This is a genomic window from Streptomyces sp. SID1328 (assembly GCF_009865595.1).
GTDB lineage: Bacteria > Actinomycetota > Actinomycetes > Streptomycetales > Streptomycetaceae > Streptomyces > Streptomyces griseoluteus.
On record NZ_WWKH01000434.1, the window covers coordinates 1 to 959 of the forward strand.

1 protein-coding gene is annotated in these 959 nt (G+C 76.1%); it reads left to right on the forward strand.

The features are described 5' to 3' along the window. On the forward strand, window positions 1-959 hold a 959-nt coding region (locus GT030_RS12825; protein WP_202460022.1), incomplete at both ends, for a CDP-glycerol glycerophosphotransferase family protein.

Here is a 959-nt window from a genome sequence, read left to right on the forward strand (position 1 = left end):
ACGCCCTGCGGCGCCGGGCCGCGCAGGCGGGCCGGGAGGCCGGACGGCGCGCGGCGCGGCTGCGGACGGCGGCCGGGACACGGGCCCGGCGCGGCTGGTCTGCGGTGCAGTCGCGCCGCCCGCTCGACCCGGATCTGGTGGTGTACTCGGCGTCCTCGCACCGGGGCATGCTCGGCGACCCGGCGGCGGTGTACCGGGCAGCCGGGGTGATCGCTCCCCAGCTGCGCGGGGTGTGGGTGGTGCGGGACGAGGAGACCGCGGCGACCCTGCCCCCGGACACCGAGTACGTGCTGCTGGGCTCGCGGCGCTATCTGGAGGTCACCGCGCGGGCGGCGTTCTTCGTCAACGACGTCAACTGGCCCGGCGCGCTGGTCAAGCGGCCCGGTGCCACGCACATCCAGACCCACCAGGGCACACCGCTGAAGTACCTGGGCGCCGATCTGCTGGACCGGCCCGGCGCCCGGCTCGGTTTCGACGTGCCCCGGATGCTGCGCCGGGCGGACCGCTGGGACTACGGCCTGGTCGGGAGCCGGTACGCGGAGCTGGTGTGGGAGCGGGCCTTCCCCTGCCACTTCACCTCGGTCCGCACCGGCAGCCCGCGCAACGACGTCCTGGTGGGCGCGGGCGCCTCGCGGGGCCGGGAGTTCCGCCGCAGGCACGGCATCCCCGAGGACCACACGGTGGTGCTCTACGCCCCGACCCGGCGCGACCACGTCCGGGGCGGCCACGTGGACCGGCTGGACCTGGCGGCGTTCGCTGCCGGCCTGGGCGAGGGACATACGCTGGTGGTGCGGCTGCATCCGTCGCTGGCTAACGGCCCGGCGCGCGGGGCGGGCCTGGCGGAGCTGGCCCGGCGCGGGGTGGTGGTCGACGCGACGGACGAGCCGGACGCGGCGGAGGTGATGCTGGCCTCGGACGCGCTGGTCACGGACTACTCGTCGATCATGTTCGACTACGCC